Genomic DNA, 17,214 nt, shown 5'->3' with positions numbered 1-17,214 from the left:
TTTACTAATCGCAATATTAGTAAACAGATAATTAAAATTCAACTATTTCTTGATTCTTTAAAATATCACTGAAAGTTTCTCGTTTTCTAATTAGGTAATCTTTACCCTTCGAAATTAATACTTCAGCTGGGCGGTAGCGAGAGTTATAATTTGATGCCATTGAATAACAATAGGCACCAGCATTATTAAAACATAGAATATCGCCTTCGCTGATTTCAGCAATCTTTCTATTTGAACCAAAAGTATCGGTTTCACAGATATATCCTACTACAGAATAATAACGTTCTCTACCTTTTGGATTAGAAATATTTGTAATGTGATGATAGGCATCATATAACATTGGGCGTATCAAATGATTTAAACCACTGTTAACACCAGCAAAAACTGTAGAAGTAGTTTGCTTGATCACATTTACTGTAGTTAAAAAACGACCTGCTTCACTTACCAAGAATTTACCTGGTTCGAACATTAAAGCAACATCTTTACCATATTCTTTACAGAAGTCATTAAAACGTGTGGTTAATTGCTTACCCATTTGTTCTATATCTGTTGCAATGTCTCCTTCTTTGTAAGGCACTTTAAATCCACTACCAAAATCTACAAACTCTATATTTTCAAATTCTTTTACAACATCTAATAAAATTTCTGTTGCACGTAAAAAGGTATCAATATCGAGAATATCTGAACCAGTATGCATGTGAATACCATTAATAGTCATACCAGTATTTTCTACAATGCGCTTAATAAGCGGAACTTGGTAGATAGAAATACCAAACTTAGAATCGATGTGACCAACAGAAATTTTACGATTTCCGCCAGCCATAACATGTGGATTAATACGAATACAAACCGGAGTATTTGGATGCTTTTGCCCAAATAATTCTAGAACAGAAAGATTATCAATATTTATTTGAACTCCTAATTTCGAAACTGTTTCAATTTCTTCCATTGAAACTCCATTAGGTGTGTAAATTATATTTTCTGGTTTAAAACCTGCTTTAATACCAAGTTGAACTTCTTGAATTGAAACGGTATCTAAGCCAGCGCCTAACTTATTAAATAAACTTAAGATATTAATATTAGAGAGGGCTTTAGCTGCATAATTTATACGTAATTGTTTAACAGAAGAAAAAGCTTTGGTAAGTCTTTTATATTGACTTTCAATTTTTTCTGCATCGTAAACATATAACGGGCTATCGTATTTTTCAACCAACTTTAATAGAGTACCTCTTTTCATTTAACTAATATTTGGGAGCAAAAATACTTACTACTGTTATAAAAGAGAAAATTTATACAAAATACAAACACAAAAACAGCTTTTGTTTATTTTTTAGCTCTTTCAGCAGTTATTTCAGCAATTTTGACAATAACTTCAATCGCTTTCTCCATAGATTCTACAGGAACATATTCATATCTACCATGAAAATTGTGACCACCAGCAAAAATATTAGGGCATGGTAACCCTTTATATGATAGTTGAGAACCATCAGTACCACCACGAATAGCCTTTATTAGAGGTTTAATACCTATATCTTTCATAGCTTTTTCTGCAATATCTACTATATGCATTACTGGCTCAACCTTTTCACGCATATTATAGTATTGATCGGTAATCTCTACTTCAATTAAATCTTTACCTAGTTTTTTATTGATATTATCTGCAGCTTTTTGGAAATCATCCTTTCGTTTTTTGAACAATTCCATATTATGATCACGAATAATATATTGTAGTTCCGTTTTTTCAACTTCACCTTTTATAGAATATAGATGGAAAAAGCCTTCATAACCTTCCGTTTCTTGCGGAATTTCTTTTTCAGGAAGCGAGCTGATAAATTCATTAGCAATCAGCATAGAATTGATCATCTTTCCTTTTGCATAACCAGGATGAACTATTTTGCCACTAACAATTACTTTTGCGCCAGCAGCATTAAAGTTTTCGTATTCTAATTCGCCAACTTGACTGCCATCCATTGTATATGCCCATTCTGCACCAAATTTTTCAACATCAAATAAATGAGCTCCTTTACCAACTTCTTCATCAGGAGTAAAGCCGATACGAATTTTACCATGTTTAATTTGAGGATTATTTATTAAATATTCTATCGCAGTAATTATTTCAGTTACTCCAGCTTTATCATCTGCGCCGAGTAGGGTAGTTCCGTCTGTAGTAATTAGAGTTTTTCCTTTATATAAAAGAAGATCTTCGAAGTAATCAGGTGATAATACAATATTCTCCTCTGCATTCAACACGATGTCTTTGCCATCATAGTTTTTATGAATTTGAGGGTTTACATTCGTACCTGTATAATCTGGGCTAGTATCAATATGCGCTATAAATCCAATTGTTGGAACTTCAAAATCTACATTGCTAGGTAAAGTAGCCATGATGTAACAATTATCATCAAGGGTTACATCTTGCATTCCAATTTTTTTAAGATCTTCAACCAATACCTTTGCTAAATCCCATTGTTTTTCTGTACTCGGAAATGCAGGATTATCTGGGTCAGATTGAGTATCTATAGTGATATATTTTATAAAACGTTTAGTAATTGCATTCATAATTTTATTCAATAAATTGCATATTATTAGTTAATCGTATTGCTTCACATAGACGCCCATCTACGTTAGCGTCACCATAAACCTTTGTTGTAATTGTAAAATATTCATCAAGTTCAGTTTTAATATATACCTGTAGATTACTGTAATTATATTTGTTAGCTTTTCCTTTAGAGAGTGTCCAATAACAAGGTTTTCCTTGAAACTTACTAAAGTTCGATTTATTAATACTTAATTGTTCTTTGATCAATAATGTATCTTTTACAGTTTTAGCAAAATCATCATTCAAATTTAATTCACCTTGATGCCATGCAATATCTATGATATAAGTGTCTGTTAAACTTTTAGTAGTATCAGCAGAATAAATTTCAGATTGATAATCGTCATAATACAATTGTGTTTTCCAGTTTTTAGGTAACTTGACTTTGAACTTTTTTAAGATATCTCTATATTCTTTAAGTTCAGTATTAACAGTATCGCTTTTACAATTAAACTCTGATGCTAAATCATCCTTCTTACAAGCCATTGTGCTTACTAGAAGTAGTGCCAAAAATGTTATTTTTTTCATTAATCTAATATAAGTTTTCCTAATTTTTTATTACCCGCGAGCCAAGCTACATTTTTATTTACAAATCGTATCGTGTAATACCCTTCATCACTTACTTTTCTCCAAGATATACCACTATCATTTGAAAATGCAACTCCAGTTGAACCAACAGCAAATAATTCTTTACCATCTGTGTCTGGAACATATCTAACCGAACTTTTATAATCTGGTTCTTTACCGTCAGCAATCAATTGCCAAGTTTTACCACCATCTTTTGTAATAGCTTTGTTTGAGAAATTATTGTCTTTATTTTCCCAATCACCTCCAAATATAATTCCGTTGTTTAAATCGTTAAAATCAACACTATATATACCTGTCATTTTTCCACCTTGAGTGATAGGTGTTTCATAAACATTCCAATTTTTTCCTTTATCAGACGAATGAAATACTCTAGCTTTTTTACCCCCAGTAACAATCCATACATTATCTTCAAAAACAGCTATATTACCATTACTAGCAGCAAATGCAGCTTCTCCATCTTCAACTTTTGGTAATTTTGAACATGGAATTTTACTCCATGTATCACCTCCATCTTCAGTTAAAATAATAGATAGACAATCTTCAGTTGGATCACCCATAGCAATACCATGCAAATCATCGAAAAAAGTCATAGCATCGTAAAAGACCTTTTCATGTTCTTCTTTGTAAACTAGCTCTAATTCTCCATCTGAAAGTTTATATAAAAGAGCAGGGTTACCAATACTTAGTACAAAAGCGTTGATTCCATTAGTAGCTATTGCTCTAAAATGAGGTGTAATAGTATCATAGACTACCTTTTTAACTATTGATTCATTATTAAAATTAAAATTGATTCCAATAAATCCATCAGAAGTTGCATATAAGATTGTAGAATCTTTTAAAACTTCAATTGCCCTAATACTTGAACTGTCAATTTTAATTTCTTCAATTGAAATTGATTTGAAATCTCTTGGTTGATACTTTTTTTTACATGAAAAAGTAAATGCTATAATTAAAAATGAAAAGAGAACTGATTTAATATTCATTCTAAATTGTTAGATTTATCAAAAGTAATTCTTTTAGTTAAAAAGCAAATTATTTACTAGTAAGATTTATATGAAAGCATTGGTAATTTCTGGAGGAGGTAGTAAAGGTGCATTTGCGGGAGGTGTTGCCGAATATTTGATAGATGAAAAAGAAAAGGATTACGATCTTTTTTTAGGTACTTCTACTGGCAGTTTAATGGTTTCTCACTTGGCATTAGGCAAAATTAGAGAACTAAAAGCTATTTATACAACTGTTAGTCAACGTAAAATATTTAGTAATAATCCTTTTGTGGTTAAAAATGTTCATGGGGAAAAAGTGGTGAGTGTTAACCATTTAAATACGCTATGGAATTTTATTAATGGCCGTAGAACTTTTGGCGAAAGTAAAAATCTTAGAAAGTTCATTAAAAAGTATGTTACTGAAGATTACTTTAATAGGATTAAAAATTCAGATAAAGATGTAATTGTCACACTTTCTAATCTTACTGCTAATACAGTAGAATATAAATCAATTAAAGATTATGACTATTTAGATTTTTGTGACTGGATTTGGGGTTCTTGTAATTATGTGCCTTTTATGAGTTTGTTACAGAAAAATAATTGCGAATACGCAGACGGTGGCTTTGGTTGTTTAGTTCCGATAAGAGAAGCCATTTTACGCGGTGCTAAAGAAGTAGATGCCATTATTTTAGAAACAGAAATATCTCAGGTTAATAGATTACCGTCAAAAAACCCATTTTCTTTGATGAACAATGTTTTTGAATTTATGCTAGATCATGTTGAGAGACATAATGTAAGTATTGGCAAGCTAGAAGCTAAACATAAAGATGTCAAGCTTAACTTATATTATACACCTACAGTACTTACTACCAATTCATTAGTTTTTAATAAAAAATTAATGAAGAAGTGGTGGAAATATGGTTTTAACCATGCTAAAAATCAGCATTTAGAAATGAATAAGCTAAAAGACTAAAATTGTGAAATTAACAAAATGTTATTACTTAATTTATCTAAGTTTTATATCTTTAAAAACATAAAATAGTAGTCCAATGGCAACACATATTTCTAAAGATGTATTTAATTTTTTTAAAGACTTAAAAAAGAATAATAATAGAGATTGGTTTACAGAAAATAAACCAAAATTTAAAAGTATAGAGACAGATGTAAAAGGTTTTTATGCAGAATTAAATGATGCACTGTTAAAACATGATGAAATAGATAAATTCAAGTTATTTAGAATTTATCGTGATGTACGTTTCTCTAAAGATAAAACACCTTATAAAACACATTTTGGTGGTTCTTATCATAGAAAAAAGCCGCACTTACGTGGAGGATATTATTTGCATATAGCACCAGGAGATTCTTTTATTGCAACTGGTTTTTGGGAACCTCATAAAGATGACCTTTTTAGAATTAGAAAAGAGTTTGAACAAGATGACACCGAAATAAGAAAAATATTAGCTAATAAAAAGTTTAATAGTATTTGGGGAGATTTTGTTGGAGATGAAGTGAAAACTGCACCTAAAGGTTTTAATAAAGAACACCCTTCAATAGATTTAATACGAAAGAAGCAATTTATTTTCACAAAAAAATATTCCGATATGGAAGTTACTTCAGTAGATTTCTTAAAAGAAGTAAATAGTGCATTTAAGGCTATCCGCCCATATTTTGACTACATGAGCGACGTATTAACAACTGATTTAAATGGTGTTTCTTTAATAGATTAATTTTTAACTTATAGGCTATATCCTTTATGATGTTTTATCAACTATGGCTGTGTTTTTTACTTCAAAAGCAGCATTGGTAATATTTTTAGGTTATATAATAATGATTTTTTCAATAGGATTTATCATTGGCAAGGCTACCTAAAAATGGAAAAAGAAATTGTCGAAGATATGGAGTAAAACAGTCTTTATAAAGCATGGCATTATATTGTTGTTTTTGAACGAATTTTAGTGTTAACTTTTATTTTGCCAAGTAGCTTTTCCGCAATTAGTGTTTTAATAGGAGCGAAGTCCATCTTACGTTTTGGTGATGTAAAAAATGCACGTAAGTATACTGAACATGTGCTAATAAGGACACTGATGAGTTTTACTATTTGTATTGCAGTTGGCTTACTAATTCGCTATTTTGTATTTTAAAATTAGGTTTCTATTACTTAGAGATGGCTACTTAATTATTTTGTGGTAATAGACTCAATACCTTTCCAATCTTCATCTATTTCTTGAGTAATAAGATGTGCAGATTTATTTAGAAATAACTTTGCCGTTCGGTCATTTGCATTCTGCTTTATAATTTTTTGAAACGTAACAGCTGCCATTGCAAAATCTTTATTGAGATATAACTCCATACCTTCATTAAATGTTTTTAATGTTTTTAGCTTATGTTGATAAAGCGATTTATCGTCACCATTAATACATTCATATAAAGCAATTGGTTTTTGTTTACCAATAACTTGAACAAGACCTAAATACCTAAAGTTAAACTCATTAGCATCTGTTAAATTTTCCTTACAATTTCCGGTTAATAAAATAGAAGCGCCAAAGTGTTTCGACAAGCCTTCAATTCTTGATGCCGTATTTACAGTATCAGAGATAATGGCCGCATCCAATCTTTTGATATCTCCTGTAATCCCCATAATGAGATTTCCGTTTTGCATACCAATGCCGACTTTTATTGGTAAACGATTTTTATTGGCTCTTTCTTTGTTAAATACTTTAAGCTCTAAATGCATTTCTACAGATGCTCTTAATGCAAATTGTGGACCTTTAGGGAAGAGTGCCATAAAACCATCGCCTAAATATTGCATGATAAAACCTTGATTCTTTCTGATAATTGGGCCCATTCTTTTATTAAAAGAATTGATAAATAAAAAATTATCCTTTGGATGCATACTTTCAGAAATTGCGGTAAAACCACGTATATCTACAAACATGACCGTTACATCTTTTTCTACTAGATCACCTAAGCTTACCTCTGTTAATTGATCTTTACCAAGTGATTTAATAAATTCATTAGGAACAAATTTTTGGCTAACTTCATGAATTGTCTTAATGGCTTCCTCTCGTTCTTTAGCTGCATTCAATCCTTTTTCGTAGAGATTAGCACTTTCGATTGCTCCGGCGGATTGTAAAGCGATTGTAGTTAATAATTTTAATTCTGCTGCGGTAAATTCTTTTTCTTGACTATGCCCTAAAATAACCATGCCCAATGTACGATGTTTCACTTTTAATGGTGCATACATTAACGCTTTAAGATGGGCTAGCGCTGGATTGTTTTTAATACGTTCTTGAGGAACAATAGAAGATGTGCCTCGATTGATTAAATCTTTTAATCGATTGTTTTGACTATCGATATTCTTGTCTCTATTTGGGCTTTTACCAAAAGAAGCAAGCTGGACTACTTTATCTTGATCTGTATCATAAATTATAAATAAACCATGCGTAGAATCAATGATTTGTGAAGCCTCACTAAGAGCCATCTCAGCAACAGAGGCTTTGTCAATTTTTTCTGAGATTTTATCACTAAAATCATAGATCATATTAATCTCACGATAAAGACCTAAGACTTCGGTTCCTATTTTTTTCTTTTCTAATTCTTTCTTTACCAGATTGGTAACAAAGTGTGCAAGTAGTTTGCCATGACCATTACTTGCATTTAGAGTGCCAAAAACAGTATCGCTTAAGCTTAATTGATAAGTGTTTTTGCTTAATAATTGGGTTCCGAAAATTAGTTTGGAGTTATGATCTATAATGTTAGCAGTTACTTTTAACTGATCCGCTAAATTTTCCAATAAAGCAATACTATCTGTATCCTTTTTAAAGATATTTTTAAGGATTCTAGTATAGATTGTAGATGCATTGTTGGCACTACCAATCATCGACTTAATATTTCTTCAGCCACCGATAACATTTCATCTGGATCAAAAGGTTTGGTCATATATTTATCTGCTCCCATTTCTAATCCTTTTTGGCGATCTACCTCTTGACCTTTAGCAGTAAGAAGAATAATATATACATGCGATAGATTGAGTTCTTTTTTTACTTTTTCGCAAACTTGCATCCCATTCATTTTTGGCATCATTACATCTAAAAATACTAGATTTGGTTCTTCCTGTTGTATGATTTCTAAGGCTTGCTCACCATTTTCGGCAAAGAGTAATTCAACTCCCTCATCTTCAAGGTCTTCTAGGGTTTGCTCGATGAGCATACGAATGTGTGATTCATCGTCAACAATTAATAATTTTTGTTTCATAGTGTGCAATAACTTATAGATTTTATTTAAGGACTTTATTCATAAATAAAAAGCATAACATTCTCCATGCCTTTTTGCTTTTTTAGATCTTTTAATAACTTTTGATCGCCGTTATACACAGAATTCAACATAATAATATCCGGTTCGGCTTCGGTAGCTGTTTCTAATAATTTTTGTGCATTGGTTTCTTGTACTTTATAACCTCTGGCACTCAATACTTCTGAAAGCGTTTTTACCGCCGACGAATCTTCATCTACTACCAATACTTTCTTTTTTGAAACTCCTTGTTCTAATAATTCTTCTACTTCATGAAAAAGTTGTTCTGTATTAATTGGCTTTGTAAGATATCTATCGACTCCAATTTTAAACCCACGTTCTTTATCTTGAACAATCGATAGAATGATAATTGGTATATCCATAGTTGCTGGATCATTTTTTAACACAGCAGCCACATCAAAACCATTAATCTCTGGCATCATTACATCTAAAATAATCAGATCAGGTTTATGAAGACGAACCATATCTAAAGCAGCTTTACCATTGGCAGCTTCTTTTACATTATAGCCGGATTCTGAAAGCTCTTGCCTCAATAGAGATCGTATGGGAGTATCATCATCTACTACCAGAATAGTAGGAACATTTTTCACATCGCTTAAAGCGGAATGCTTTATTTGTTTTTTAAGACTTTTTATAATTCGATCAAGTTGAATAGGTGGTTTCTCTGAACCTTCACCCATTGCCGGTATAGAAAAGAAGAAAGAACTACCCACACCTATCTCACTTTTCATCCAGATTATGCCTCCATGGCGTTCTATAATTTCTCTACAAATTGGCAGCCCTAAACCAGTACCTTTTGGTTTATCTGTTAAGGTATCACCGGCTTGTCTAAAACGTTCAAATATTTTGTGCTTATCTTCATCGGCAATACCAACACCGGTATCTTGAACTTCAACTAAAATTTGTCCTTTATCAATAGCTGCATCAATTATGACTTTACCTTTATCAGTAAACTTAACAGCGTTAGATAATAAATTGATAACTACCTGTATTAACTTATCTTCATCAGCACTTATCAACGGAAGATCATTGGGTACATTGATAACAAGTTCTAATTCTTTTTCCTCAAAAAGAGATGATGTACTTGCAACTGCTCTACTGATCACATCCTGTAAGAATATGGGTTTTAAGTTCCATTCCATTCTGCCAGACTCAATTTTAGCTAAGTCAAGCACATCATTTATTAAATTTGTAAGACGTTCACCTTCTGATACCACTACATTAAGATTTTCGCTTACTTGCTTCATGGTGCGTTTGATCTTTTGGTCTTCTACAGTTATTGCAGGGAAAATCTTATCTTCTAAACGTTTTCTAATAATTTTAGCAAATCCTAATACTGATGTTAGAGGTGTACGCAATTCGTGACTTACGGTAGATAAAAATGCGCTTTTAGCTTCGTTTGCATCTTCAGCTTTGGCTTTGGCTTCTTTTGCTTCTTCATAAAGTTCTGCATTATGCAAAGCAACTCCTACATTTGTGGCTATTGTTTTTAAAAGATTTTTATCTTCTTCTTTAAATCTACTCTCAAGCTGAGTACTTTGAACACTTAATACACCAATCACCTTATCTTCAACAGGAATAGGTACTCCTAAATACGATACTGCTTGTTTACCAGTTTGCTCAATACCTATTTTATCATATTGAGCCATGATATCTTCATCTCTATTAATAAGTAAAGATTCTCCTGTTTTAATAATACTAGATGTTAAGCCTTGCCCAAATTGCATTGGAGGCATATTGTCACCGTCTTGATAAGGGAAATTAATGACTTGTTTTGCTTCGTCTAAAATGGCTAAGTAAGTGATATCAGCTTTAAACAATTGCTTCATTTCTTTACCTACTAATTGAATAAGCTCATTGAGCTGTAGTTTGTCTGTTAAAGCCTGACTTACCTGGTTTACTGTAGAGAGTTCATCTAAACGTTGATGGACTTCTTGAGTACGTTCTTCAACACGAAGTTCTAATTCTTTTCGTTGATTAACAAGTAGTTTTGTTCGCGTTCTAACAATTGCATAGATTGTTGCCAATAAACCTAAGGCGTACAGTAAATATGCCCACCATGTTTTATACCAAGGTGTAGCTATAGCAAATGAAACAGCATTTTCTTCGCTAATATCACCATATATATTTTTTGCTTTTACTTTAAAGGAATAATTACCAGAAGGCAAATTAATATACTCTCTGTTTGTCTGTTTAGACCAATCTGACCAAGCATTATCAATTCCTTCTAATTGTGTGCTATATTGTACATCTTTTTGAGCTATATAAATAGGGGCAGCGTAGTTAACAGAAACTGTATTTTTCTTAAACGGAATTTTTAAATCTTTAGGAAAATCAATGCCGCCAGCATACAGTAATGAATCACCAGCTATAGATAGTCCCCGTATTTTAACATTAAAATTTGGCGTTGTTGGTTTATCTAATGTACCATCATATCGCACAATTCCATCAGGACCGGTTAACCAAACTATTTGTGAACCATCTGGCTTAGGATCTTCAGGGATTATCCCCCAAATTGCTCTATTCTTCAGTTCCTTAAAAGTTTCCGTATTGATGCTATATTCACCTGCTTCATTTCTTGTAGCGATAGCTACACCTGTTCCATAATTAAACCAAGTTTTACCTTCTGAATCTGTAATTGTATTTGATCCTATTTTATCCCAATCTATTAAATGGGAGAAAAAGAATTCTTTCTTGTCAAAACGATTTTCTACTTCATTAAAAACTAAAGTTTCTTTAGTCTGAGGAGAGTTAAATTGAAGTTCGCCATCAAACAGTGCTACATTTATAAATGATTTTGGTAAGCCATGGCTCTCATCAAGAGTAGTAATCTCTGCACTAGCCAAATCAATTTTTTTATTGCTATAATCAGGTTTTAATAAGTGAATTTTGCCTATCTCTTCGGCTGTCGCGATCCAAATAGTTCCATCTTCATTTTCTATAAACCCTCCAACAGCATTAGCAATAATCTTATCTAAATTAGATTCGTATTCAAACTTTTTAGTTACTTCATTAAAATAAAAGCTCATTATACCTTGTTGATGCGTAGCATACAATCGATTTGGGTCTCGCTTAGAAAAGTATAAAAACCTGGTGCGAAGATCATAATTATTACTTTGACGAACATAGTTAAAGGTTTTGCCTGTTATCTCTATAACTCCCATACCACCAGTACCAGAATACAAGCGATTGTTGTGCACAACAAAATTACCACCTTGCCCATGTGTGCCTGGTATTGGTTTTATTTCTTGAGAACCATCTTCTAAATAAAAAAAACCATTATTTGTGCTTAGGTAGCGTATGTTTTTAAATCTAAATACATTGAAAACAACATTAGTAGATAACCCCATTTCGGTATCAAGAATGGTGAAGGTTGAATTGAGATTTACATTAGAGATTCCATTAAAAAGAATCATCCACAATACACCTCTGGAATCAACGTAAACATAATCAACACTTCCATCTTGCAGTCCGTTGCCGGTAGTGTATTTTTGAATTAGTTTACCATCATGATCTACCAAATAGACACCATCACTAAACGTATTAAAGGCAAAGCGACCGTCTTTAAGTGCAGCACCTGGTAGGTAAAGCTTTCCTTTTAAATAGCTATCTGCTTCTGTTTTAAATGGCGTAAAGGTTTTACCATCATAGAGAAAGAATCCTTCATTTCTAGTACCTACAAGTGTTGTCTTTTCATCGTAAGGTAAAAGAGTGTATATACGTTCATTTGCAAATTGTTCACCACCAGGTACTACTTCAAATGTATCATCATCTTTTAAATAGCAGAGTCCACGATCCCAAATCCTCAAATAATAAACATCGTCTACAATATTACCTACATGGTAGGCATCCTTAGATTCAATAATCTTCATCTTTTCACCATTCCAGCAATACAACTTAAACTCAGTTCTAAATATAATACGACCTTTATAGTAATCTACTTCCCAAACATCTGCAAATGCTTTATGCTCTTCTGGTACTTTATCGAGTAAAGAAGTATAACTTAATTTACCTGTATCATCTTGACTTAGATAACCAAATTCACCATAACTACCTACATGTATAACTCCTTTGTCATCTTTCGCTAATGCTCTAGAGCCAGTTTGTATTTTTATAAGATTCCAGTTAACACCATCATACTGTAAGACACCCTGCCCGTTGGCAAAATACATGATACCGTCAGCATCTTCAACTGCCCACCAATTTACAGGTCCGGCGTCATATTCTTGATAGCTATAATTAGTAATAAGCGGTCTACCCAATTGTTCTTGAGCGGATACATAATTAGTAGTAATTAAAAAGATAAAACAAGAAAAATAGGCGCAGTATTTTTTTAATAAGCGGTTGTGATAGTTATTTAGCATTTTAGTTAGTTGTATAGGTGGAGGGTTGGCAATTATTGCTTAAATATACTAAATTATTATTTAATGCTTGATTATTAGCGGATTAATAATTACACATTTAGTTATAGTAATTGCATAAATCTCTAAAAATTATATTTTAGAAATAGATTTAAAGAAGAAAAAATGAAGAAAGAAGAATAGCTTTATTTGTTAATTCGCTATCTCGTATTCAAATAATTGAACTTGATCTTTTATGCGTTCAATGACAATATTCATCATACGCTTGTTTAAGGCAGATGAATTTTGGATGTAAATTTTATATTCGTCTACGGTAAATTGACCAATAATAATACCTTTTAAGGAGTTTCTAAATTTTACATCTCGCTGTATAGCGTTTTCAATATAAGCATACTTTTTTTTGAGAGTTAAAGTATTGAAAACATTCTTGTGTTTTTGAGTATAATTCTTAAAAACTTCAATAATTAAATCATTTTGTAATTTGATAACTGGTCGGATAGTTTTATTTTGAAAATGCTCATCTGAAGACATTTGATTGTTAAAAGAAATAGAAGAAATTTCTGGTCTGAGTTCAATCAGTTTTGTTTTTCTAGCGCTCATAACATAAAATTGTTTAATTAAAAGTAAGGATTGTGTATATTTGATACAATAGAAAAAACGATACTTATTAACTAGTTATTAACCACTTATTAAATGAAATTTGGAAGTGTAGAACAACCTGAGTTAGTAGATTTTAATATGCCTAACGATGATTCTGAAACTGAAAGAGTTTTATCTTGTTCAAAAAGTAATGAACAATTAGAAGTATATGTTGGCTGTGCGAAATGGAATAGGCAAGACTTAAAAGGGTTTTATCCTAGGGGTACTAAAGATGAACTAGTATATTATGCTACACAATTTAATAGCATCGAATTAAATGCAACTTTTTACAGACAATTTCCACCTGAGCAATTTGTAAAATGGTATGATAAAACACCTGATGGATTCAAGTTTTTTCCGAAGCTAGTACAAGACATAAGTCATTGGAAAAGATTAAACGATGTGAGTGGAGTAGTAGATGATTATCTATATGCTACATCTAATCTTAAAGAGAAGTTAGGCACTATCTTTTTACAAATGCATAATAATTTTGCGCCCAAAGATTTTGATAGAGTAGTAACCTTTACTGAAAGTTGGCCCAAAGAATTCAATTTAGCCATAGAATTTAGACATACTAATTGGTTTAATGACGAAAAAGTTGCAAAAGAATTATATCATTTACTTGAAGAAAATGATATTGCTAATGTTTTAGTAGATACAGCCGGTAGACGCGATATTATGCACATGCGTTTAACAAATAATGAAGCTTTTATTCGTTACGTTGGCGCTAATCATGAAAGTGATTATACAAGATTAGATGATTGGGTTAAACGATTGAAAAAATGGAAAGAACAAGGTTTAACAAAAATTCATTTTTTTGTACATCAAAATTTGGAGAAGGCTTCGCCATTGCTTTCAGCACATTTCATTAAAAATTTAAATAAAGAGTTAGATGTGAAATTGACAATCCCTGTAATGGGTAAAGAACCACCTTCATTATTTTAAGGATAATTAGGGATATTTAACCCTAAAATAATGTTTCGATTAGCTATTAGAAAGCCATCTTGATCTTTTAAAGTGACAATTCCTTTACCTCCTCTTGGAGTTGTTCTATTTTTGGTTCTAGAACTTAAATTTGGGTCATCAGCAAAAGTGATATCATCTATATAATACTCATTCTTATCTGGTTCTTTAACTGTTAGATGTATGTGTTGTTCTATAGTAGTATTTGGGTAAGAAGCTGGTCTAAATGTATAAAAAGTATATTTACCACTTTTATCAGTTTTTATCCATCCCCTTATATAACCATGTCTTTTTTCCCAACCTTTAGAATCTGACTTTTTCGGATAGATTCCTTTTTCATCAGTATGATATGCATATAGAATTACATCATTAGCTGGTGTTTTTCCATCTTTTTTATAAATAGTTCCTGTTACTTTAATTTTTTGAGTAGCACTTTTAAATTGAGGCAGCGAGTCAATGTTATTCAAAACTTTATTTCCATATTCATAGACTGCTTCACATCCTTCACAAGACCCGCCAACATTCTTTACTGAATTATTTTTTTGTTGAGAATTCACACAACTTATCATGCAAACAATTAACGCAATAGCTAAATATCTCATATCTTTAGTTTTTATGACAACACCTAAAATTACTTCTTATCATCTTTATAATCAAAAGATAATGAGAAGTTTAGTAAAACATTAACATGATACTTTATGAGATTTCATACAAGAAAATGGGTTAAACCCGAAGATTTAAATCCAAACGGAACTTTATTTGGCGGAAGGCTATTAGCTTGGATTGATGAAGAGGCAGCTTTATACACTATTATTCAACTAAACAATTCTGCCATTGTTACTAAATATATGTCTGAAATAGATTTTAAAAGTTCGGCTAAACAAGGTGATATTATTGAAATAGGGTTAGAAGTTATAAAGTTTGGCAAAACTTCGCTGATCTTAAAATGTGAGGTTCGAAATAAGATGACGCGAGAAGTTATTATTACTGTAGATAATATTATAATGGTGAATCTAGGTAAAAATGGTAAACCGACACCACATGGTAAAACTAAAGTTGAATTTGTTAAGGATAGGCTATGAGATGGGTAAAATACCTAAGGATAAAGTTTTTTATACATATTCATTTACCGTTGCTCACGAGCACTTAGATGATCTAAACCATGTAAATAATATTGTTTATTTAAAATGGGTTCAAGATGCATCTGAGAAGCATTGGAATCTTTTAGCTAAAAAAGATATAAAGAAGAAATATATTTGGATGGCACTAAGACATGAAATTGATTATTTAGGTCAAGCATTCTTAGATGACCAAATAACAATATATACTTGGATTGATGGTTCAACTGGTGTGAAATCGACTAGAATGGTACATATTTATAGTGAAGATAAATTATTAGTAAAATGCAAAACAGTCTGGGTATTATTAGATTCGAAAAGTTTAAAGCCAAAAAGAATAGAAGCAGATATTTTAGGTTTATTTAGTCTATAACCATTCTCTTAATATCTACCTTACTACCTGTCTTAAACTGTAAATAATATACCCCAGATTCTAAATTAGAAATATCCAATTGGACTAAATTACCTACTCTTTGCATGCTAGGTGTAATTTCATGGCCATTTTCTGTAAATAATTTTACTTCTACCACAGATCGACGAGCCACAATAGTAGCAGTCTTAACCTGAGGTTGTATAGAATCTAATACTACTGAATCTTCCCTAAAAAGGCCATCATCATAGTCTAAATAATCGGGTATACCATCATTATCTGTATCTTTCGCATCTTCTGGGTTACCATCACCATTTGGATCTGCATTTTCATTGGCTGTTAGAATACCATCATTATCATCGTCTGCATCTAAAAAATTAAAATTGTCATCATTATCTGAATTTAGAAAGGTATTAATAAGCTCACCGCTATCTGACGAAGTTTCAAATTCATCTAGTAATCCATTATTACCAAAGTCAGTATAATCTCTATCTAGTTTGCCTTTGATAATTTGATATAGATCTCTATAACCTGTCTCATAGATATCCCAAATACCGTCTCCGTCAGAATCATAATCTAAATGGTTAGGAATGCTATCTCTATCTAGATCAAAAAATGATTCTACATAATTATCATTATCACCTACATCAAAATTATCATCATTGTCATCTAGATACACAGGGGTTCCATCACTATCATAATCTGAATCAGGATTGATACCATAAGATTCATATATGTCTGGAATACCATCATTATCATCATCTATATCATCTTTATCAAATTGTCTGTCATCATCAAAATTAGATGGTAAAGGTGAAGTAAATATTTCAAATTCATCATCATCAGCATATCGATCATCTAAATCATTTTCATCAAAACTTGTATTTGGATCACTATTCGGATCATCACTATCTGAAGCAACAATCTCTGTTTTATTATAATACTCTCCACTAGATAATACCTTGACTTTAAAATGTACAGATACATTAGCACCAGAAGTTATTTTTAAATCATACCAATTTATTGTATTACCCGCTAATATACCATTATCAGTTATTGAAGAAATCTCACCATAACCACTGCCATACTGATTTAAGATTGAAACTCCTGTAGCATCATCTGGCCCCACATTTGTTATAGTAATAGTAAACTTTATGATTGACCTTTCACTAGGAACTCTATTATCTACTAGCACGTTTAAGCTTAAGTCAGATGTTTGAGCAAATAGACTGTTAAATATTAAAAAAAATAGTCCAGCAAGTAAGAGGAGCTTAGACTTCATTAC

The 17,214-nt window shown here is 31.6% G+C and carries 15 protein-coding genes; 5 read left to right on the top strand and 10 right to left on the bottom strand.

Annotated features, from left to right (window positions below; translation table 11 throughout):
• Positions 1–31: 31 nt before the first annotated feature.
• From lysA to AC3IF2_RS05600, 4 genes are all read right to left on the bottom strand, one after another.
• On the bottom strand, positions 32–1,237 hold the full coding sequence (lysA, locus tag AC3IF2_RS05615) for a diaminopimelate decarboxylase (protein WP_489166089.1): 1,206 nt from the start codon (positions 1,235–1,237) through the stop codon (positions 32–34).
• Positions 1,238–1,323: 86 nt separating this feature from the next.
• Positions 1,324–2,559 (bottom strand): peptidase T, encoded by a 1,236-nt coding sequence (gene pepT, locus AC3IF2_RS05610; protein WP_489166088.1) that lies wholly within the window; start codon positions 2,557–2,559, stop codon positions 1,324–1,326.
• A gap of 4 nt (positions 2,560–2,563) precedes the next feature.
• Complete coding sequence (locus AC3IF2_RS05605; protein WP_489166087.1) at positions 2,564–3,124, bottom strand: hypothetical protein; 561 nt, start codon at positions 3,122–3,124, stop codon at positions 2,564–2,566.
• Entirely contained in the window at positions 3,124–4,167 is a 1,044-nt protein-coding gene (locus AC3IF2_RS05600) for a WD40/YVTN/BNR-like repeat-containing protein (protein WP_489166086.1), read from the bottom strand. Before AC3IF2_RS05600 ends, AC3IF2_RS05605 begins: the two co-directional genes overlap by 1 nt.
• Before the next feature lie 70 nt (positions 4,168–4,237).
• On the opposite strand from AC3IF2_RS05600, the gene AC3IF2_RS05595 reads away from it, so the two are divergent.
• Positions 4,238–5,140 carry a patatin-like phospholipase family protein gene (locus tag AC3IF2_RS05595; protein WP_489166085.1) on the top strand — a complete coding sequence of 301 codons (903 nt, stop codon included), beginning with the start codon at positions 4,238–4,240 and terminating at the stop codon, positions 5,138–5,140.
• A 76-nt stretch (positions 5,141–5,216) separates the two neighbouring features.
• Positions 5,217–5,894: a DUF2461 domain-containing protein gene (locus AC3IF2_RS05590; RefSeq protein ID WP_489166084.1), complete on the top strand. Its 678-nt coding sequence runs from the start codon at positions 5,217–5,219 to the stop codon at positions 5,892–5,894.
• Between the two features lie 449 nt (positions 5,895–6,343).
• On the opposite strand, the gene AC3IF2_RS05585 is transcribed toward AC3IF2_RS05590, so the two are convergent.
• The 4 genes from AC3IF2_RS05585 to AC3IF2_RS05570 all read right to left on the bottom strand — a co-directional run bounded on the left by AC3IF2_RS05585 (position 6,344) and on the right by AC3IF2_RS05570 (position 13,439).
• A complete protein-coding gene (locus tag AC3IF2_RS05585) occupies positions 6,344–8,047 on the bottom strand; it encodes an adenylate/guanylate cyclase domain-containing protein (RefSeq protein ID WP_489166083.1) in 1,704 nt (567 codons plus the stop codon).
• The gene (locus AC3IF2_RS05580) at positions 8,044–8,421 is read right to left on the bottom strand and encodes a response regulator transcription factor (RefSeq protein WP_489166906.1); all 378 of its coding nucleotides are present in this window, start codon (positions 8,419–8,421) and stop codon (positions 8,044–8,046) included. Before AC3IF2_RS05580 ends, AC3IF2_RS05585 begins: the two co-directional genes overlap by 4 nt.
• A 35-nt stretch (positions 8,422–8,456) precedes the next feature.
• Entirely contained in the window at positions 8,457–12,842 is a 4,386-nt protein-coding gene (locus AC3IF2_RS05575) for a response regulator (RefSeq protein ID WP_489166082.1), read from the bottom strand.
• A gap of 189 nt (positions 12,843–13,031) precedes the next feature.
• The gene (locus tag AC3IF2_RS05570) at positions 13,032–13,439 is read right to left on the bottom strand and encodes a glyoxalase (protein WP_489166081.1); all 408 of its coding nucleotides are present in this window, start codon (positions 13,437–13,439) and stop codon (positions 13,032–13,034) included.
• 93 nt (positions 13,440–13,532) lie between these two features.
• Between AC3IF2_RS05570 and AC3IF2_RS05565 the strand changes: the two genes are divergently transcribed.
• Positions 13,533–14,423, top strand: a complete 891-nt coding sequence (locus AC3IF2_RS05565) for a DUF72 domain-containing protein (protein WP_489166080.1) — start codon at positions 13,533–13,535, stop codon at positions 14,421–14,423.
• Here the strand turns inward: AC3IF2_RS05565 and AC3IF2_RS05560 are convergent.
• Positions 14,420–15,043 (bottom strand): dioxygenase family protein, encoded by a 624-nt coding sequence (locus AC3IF2_RS05560; RefSeq protein WP_489166079.1) that lies wholly within the window; start codon positions 15,041–15,043, stop codon positions 14,420–14,422. The two genes, AC3IF2_RS05565 and AC3IF2_RS05560, sit on opposite strands and share 4 nt — an antisense overlap.
• A gap of 96 nt (positions 15,044–15,139) precedes the next feature.
• Here AC3IF2_RS05560 and AC3IF2_RS05555 point away from each other — a divergent pair, with 96 nt between their 5' ends.
• Both AC3IF2_RS05555 and AC3IF2_RS05550 read left to right on the top strand, forming a co-directional pair.
• Positions 15,140–15,523, top strand: coding sequence for an acyl-CoA thioesterase (locus tag AC3IF2_RS05555; RefSeq protein ID WP_489166078.1), 384 nt, complete (start codon positions 15,140–15,142; stop codon positions 15,521–15,523).
• A complete protein-coding gene (locus AC3IF2_RS05550; RefSeq protein ID WP_489166077.1) occupies positions 15,483–15,932 on the top strand; it encodes an acyl-CoA thioesterase in 450 nt (149 codons plus the stop codon). Before AC3IF2_RS05555 ends, AC3IF2_RS05550 begins: the two co-directional genes overlap by 41 nt.
• Here AC3IF2_RS05550 and AC3IF2_RS05545 read toward each other — a convergent pair.
• A complete protein-coding gene (locus AC3IF2_RS05545; protein WP_489166076.1) occupies positions 15,922–17,211 on the bottom strand; it encodes a T9SS type A sorting domain-containing protein in 1,290 nt (429 codons plus the stop codon). The genes AC3IF2_RS05550 and AC3IF2_RS05545 overlap by 11 nt on opposite strands.
• Positions 17,212–17,214 lie beyond the last annotated feature (3 nt).

The organism is Maritimimonas rapanae, from assembly GCF_057837205.1.
Note: the sequence above shows the minus strand (reverse complement) of the source record. Positions and strands in the feature narration are given on the sequence as shown.

Coding starts and splice junctions, on each gene's coding strand:
- lysA (WP_489166089.1), bottom strand. CDS start 1,237: ATGAAAAGAGGTACTCTATTAAAGTTGGTTGAAAAATACGATAGCCCG.
- pepT (WP_489166088.1), bottom strand. CDS start 2,559: ATGAATGCAATTACTAAACGTTTTATAAAATATATCACTATAGATACT.
- AC3IF2_RS05605 (WP_489166087.1), bottom strand. CDS start 3,124: ATGAAAAAAATAACATTTTTGGCACTACTTCTAGTAAGCACAATGGCT.
- AC3IF2_RS05600 (WP_489166086.1), bottom strand. CDS start 4,167: ATGAATATTAAATCAGTTCTCTTTTCATTTTTAATTATAGCATTTACT.
- AC3IF2_RS05595 (WP_489166085.1), top strand. CDS start 4,238: ATGAAAGCATTGGTAATTTCTGGAGGAGGTAGTAAAGGTGCATTTGCG.
- AC3IF2_RS05590 (WP_489166084.1), top strand. CDS start 5,217: ATGGCAACACATATTTCTAAAGATGTATTTAATTTTTTTAAAGACTTA.
- AC3IF2_RS05585 (WP_489166083.1), bottom strand. CDS start 8,047: ATGATTGGTAGTGCCAACAATGCATCTACAATCTATACTAGAATCCTT.
- AC3IF2_RS05580 (WP_489166906.1), bottom strand. CDS start 8,421: ATGAAACAAAAATTATTAATTGTTGACGATGAATCACACATTCGTATG.
- AC3IF2_RS05575 (WP_489166082.1), bottom strand. CDS start 12,842: ATGCTAAATAACTATCACAACCGCTTATTAAAAAAATACTGCGCCTAT.
- AC3IF2_RS05570 (WP_489166081.1), bottom strand. CDS start 13,439: ATGAGCGCTAGAAAAACAAAACTGATTGAACTCAGACCAGAAATTTCT.
- AC3IF2_RS05565 (WP_489166080.1), top strand. CDS start 13,533: ATGAAATTTGGAAGTGTAGAACAACCTGAGTTAGTAGATTTTAATATG.
- AC3IF2_RS05560 (WP_489166079.1), bottom strand. CDS start 15,043: ATGAGATATTTAGCTATTGCGTTAATTGTTTGCATGATAAGTTGTGTG.
- AC3IF2_RS05555 (WP_489166078.1), top strand. CDS start 15,140: ATGAGATTTCATACAAGAAAATGGGTTAAACCCGAAGATTTAAATCCA.
- AC3IF2_RS05550 (WP_489166077.1), top strand. CDS start 15,483: ATGGTAAAACTAAAGTTGAATTTGTTAAGGATAGGCTATGAGATGGGT.
- AC3IF2_RS05545 (WP_489166076.1), bottom strand. CDS start 17,211: ATGAAGTCTAAGCTCCTCTTACTTGCTGGACTATTTTTTTTAATATTT.